This window comes from Thalassospira sp. UBA1131 (assembly GCF_002311515.1).
Taxonomy (GTDB): Bacteria; Pseudomonadota; Alphaproteobacteria; order Rhodospirillales; family Thalassospiraceae; genus Thalassospira.
In genome coordinates, this window is the sequence record NZ_DCAO01000093.1 from 96,675 (window position 1) to 100,005 (window position 3,331).

Consider the following 3,331-nt stretch of genomic DNA (forward strand, 5'->3'; position numbering starts at 1 on the left):
GCTGGTGCGCAATATGCAAGGTGCAGGTCTGTTCGGTGAACGCCCGGCCAAAATCAGTTTTCTGTCCAATCAGCTGTTTCGAACTGATATCCATTTTCCAGCCAACACCCCGACGGGAACCTACACCATCAATGTGTATCTGATCCGGGATGGCCGTGTTGCCAGCGTCAAAACCACACCACTGGTTGTTTCAAAAACTGGCATCAGTGCCGAGGTTTATGAATTCGCCCATCGCTACTCGGCCCTTTATGGCATTATTGCCGTGATCATTGCCGTGGTTGCCGGCTGGATTGCCAGTGTCGTATTCCGCAAACGCTAACAGTGTGCGGGCCTGCTCACCATCAAAACGCGCATTCCGGGTCCTTGCGACTTCGCAGTCGCAGCATTACCTCAATCAATAACGCAACGCATAAATCTTTGTCGCTATTACCAAAAATCACTTGGAAACCGGCATTGAGTTGCGGCACAATTTGACTGTCCGCTCGTAACTACAGTCCCACATCTGTTCAGTGTCGCAGCGGTTGAGTGCAACTGTTCAGAGAACCCATATGCCTTCTTTTGATGCCGATCAGGAACTTCGTGCGACTTCGAACAGGACATTTCTTGTTGTCGTGGATGACAGCGATGAGATGACCAAGGCATTGCGTTATGCCTGCCGTCGCGCACAACATACCGGCGGTCGTGTCGCCCTTCTCAGCGTCATTGAACCGGCCGAGTTCCAGCACTGGATGGCGGTTGGCGATCTGATGAAGGAAGAAGCCCGTGACGAGGCGGAATCCCGTGTGAACGAGCTTGCGGCCTATGTCCATGAACAAACCGGCAGCATGCCGCTTCTGTTCATCCGCGAAGGCCGTCTCAAGGACGAGTTGCTGAACCTTCTTGACGAAGAAGAACAGATTTCCATTCTGGTCCTTGCCGCAGGCACGACAAGTGAAGGCCCCGGTCCGCTGATTACGGCATTGACCAAAAGCGACACCGTCGGTCAGTTGCGCCTGCCACTGACCATTGTGCCAGCGGCCCTTTCCGAAGCCGACATTGACGCGCTGAGCTAACCTCACCTCGTCGTCGGCTTCCTAGCTTTTGACAGGACCACGTCCGAAAATCCGGCGCAACAACGCGCCCCAAAGCGCAAAACTGCCTGCCGGTTTTGATGCGTTATCAATCCCGGTTGTATAAAGCACACGGATCAACGCATCGCGTACGTCGCCGGCGGGCTCCGGCGTGAAATCGAGAGTCAGGACAAGCTGTTTCTGATCATTCACAAAGACACGCGCCAGTTTGGCGTCCAGCGGTGGAAGTTCTTCGGCATCGAGCTTGATTAATGCCCCCTTCTGGAACCTGTCGCGATCAATATCCGTTGCAGGGCACATCGCGCGTGCGCCGCCCAACGACATATCGGTGATCGTCATATCTAGCGGGTCATCGTCACTGTTGCCCGTAATCCTTGCCCACAAGCTGGTCGGGAACCGTTCCTGTTGGCGCTGCACCGGGCTTTCAAAGCAAATCAAGATCGCAACAAGCAATGTCAGCGAATTGATCGCAGCCCATAATCCCCCAACGAGCAGAAAATCGGCATTATCGATGATCCGGATGTCGGTGTTGATGTTGTAAAAGAACCCGCCAATCGTCAAAACGAACAGCGCGCCCAAAATGATTGCTTCGGTCCTGGAGTTCCCCACCCCGGACTGGGATCCCTTGGGTGTCACCTTAAACGGGCGCCCGAATGGCCGGATCAAAGATGACACAACAATTGGAAACAGCCTGAGGGATACCAGCACTGCCGGCCCTTCATTGACGATGGGATAGGCTTGCCGACCATTGTGCCACATCGCCGTTGCCCATCCGCCGATCAAAACCGGCAATTGCCAATAGAAAATTTCCCAACTTCGGGCATTTTCAAGCGGTTGCAGGCCAAACCAGAAATAAAATATCGGGATCATGATCACCAGCAAGCGCGCCGGGATATGAAACACCCAATAGATCGGAAACAGCAAAATCCGCTGCCAAAGCGAAAGCCCCGGCCCCAGCGGTCCCGCCTTTAAAAACAATGTCTGGATACCGCCCTGACACCAGCGTTCGCGCTGTGTATGGAATGCAAGAAGGCTTTCAGCCGCAAGACCGATAGACAGTTTTTCATTGAGGTAACGGGTGCGATAGCCTTCGCGCAGCATCTCAAGCGAGGTCAGGATATCTTCGGTGATGGACGCGGTTGGCACACCACCGATGGCATCAAGCGCCTTTCGCCGCATGACCATGCAAGATCCGCAGCAAAACATTGAATCCCATGCATCAACGGACGGCGCAATGTGATCAAAGAACAGCCTTTGTTCATCCGGCCACCGATCGGCAATCCAAAGATTGCGCTGCATCGGGTCCTTGTTGAAGAAGTGCTGTGGCGTCTGGACGATACCAATTGTCGGGTCTTCGAAAAATCCGACCACGCGTTTCAGGAAGTGGCGATAGGCCACGAAATCTGCGTCAAAAATACAGACAAGGTCACCACTGGAATGTGCCAGCCCGTTATTTACATTACCGGCCTTGGCATCGGTTCCGTCCTTCCGCGTAAGGTACTTGGCCCCCTTTTCCTTGCAGAAATCACGCAACCAGTCCCGCTTACCATCATCAAGCACCCAGACAGTCTTGTTCGGGTAATCAATCGCCAACGCGCCGACAATGCTGCGTTCAAGCACATCAAGCGGTTCGTTGTAACTCGGAATGAAGACATCGACGCTTGGCCAGCTTTCAACTGGCCGGGCGGACAGTCTGGCATAGGCCTGATCGGCTTCAGCACTGCGATCTACGATTTTGCAGTGAATAAGTGACTGACGCAGCATGTCACACAGAAACACGATTTCGATCGCAAACAGGAAAACAATCCACCAGCCCTGAAACGTGGTGAGATCGGCTGGCAAGACTGTTTCGCTGATCCGCCACGGCAAATACCGTGCAATCAGGGCGATCAGGAAAAACACAACCACCCAACGCGCCCATAACCGGTCACGACGCAGAAACGGTGACGCCAGCATCATGACACCGACAACAAGTGCCAGCGGTGCGAATTGCGCCATCGCGTTCATTCTGACGGGTCGCTCTCGCCAAACCAGCTATGAAGTCGGCTTGGAATGCTGACTTCGGCGCGACGACCGACATTACAGAAGGTCTCCGGGCGATCTTCAAAGCCGGAATCGGGAATATTGACGACCAAAAGAACTTCATCCTTCTTAAGCAACGGCGGCAAGGCTGCATATTCAAGTTCCGGCGATACCGCACGGGTGCCGATCACGCCGCTGATGATCCCTTCAAACGTTTCGGGTGATCCTTGCAGGCGAAC

At 54.0% G+C, this 3,331-nt stretch carries 4 protein-coding genes; 2 read left to right on the top strand and 2 right to left on the bottom strand.

Annotated features, from left to right (window positions below; translation table 11 throughout):
* Together B3Z49_RS14505 and B3Z49_RS14510 are read left to right on the top strand one after the other, a co-directional pair.
* The coding region (locus tag B3Z49_RS14505; protein ID WP_296992160.1) for a TIGR02186 family protein at positions 1-319 on the top strand (319 nt) is incomplete at its 5' end.
* 229 nt (positions 320-548) lie between these two features.
* Positions 549-1,052, top strand: coding sequence for a universal stress protein (locus B3Z49_RS14510; RefSeq protein WP_008890850.1), 504 nt, complete (start codon positions 549-551; stop codon positions 1,050-1,052).
* 21 nt (positions 1,053-1,073) lie between these two features.
* Here the strand turns inward: B3Z49_RS14510 and B3Z49_RS14515 are convergent, their stop codons facing one another.
* A complete protein-coding gene (locus B3Z49_RS14515) occupies positions 1,074-3,068 on the bottom strand; it encodes a glycosyltransferase (RefSeq protein WP_296992163.1) in 1,995 nt (664 codons plus the stop codon).
* Positions 3,069-3,073: 5 nt separating this feature from the next.
* Positions 3,074-3,331: hypothetical protein (locus B3Z49_RS14520; RefSeq protein ID WP_296992165.1), on the bottom strand; the 258-nt coding region annotated here is incomplete at its 5' end.

What these genes read in the sequence shown, in the direction of transcription:
- B3Z49_RS14510 (WP_008890850.1), top strand. Translation starts at nt 549, where the DNA reads ATGCCTTCTTTTGATGCCGATCAGGAACTTCGTGCGACTTCGAACAGG.
- B3Z49_RS14515 (WP_296992163.1), bottom strand. Translation starts at nt 3,068, where the DNA reads ATGGCGCAATTCGCACCGCTGGCACTTGTTGTCGGTGTCATGATGCTG.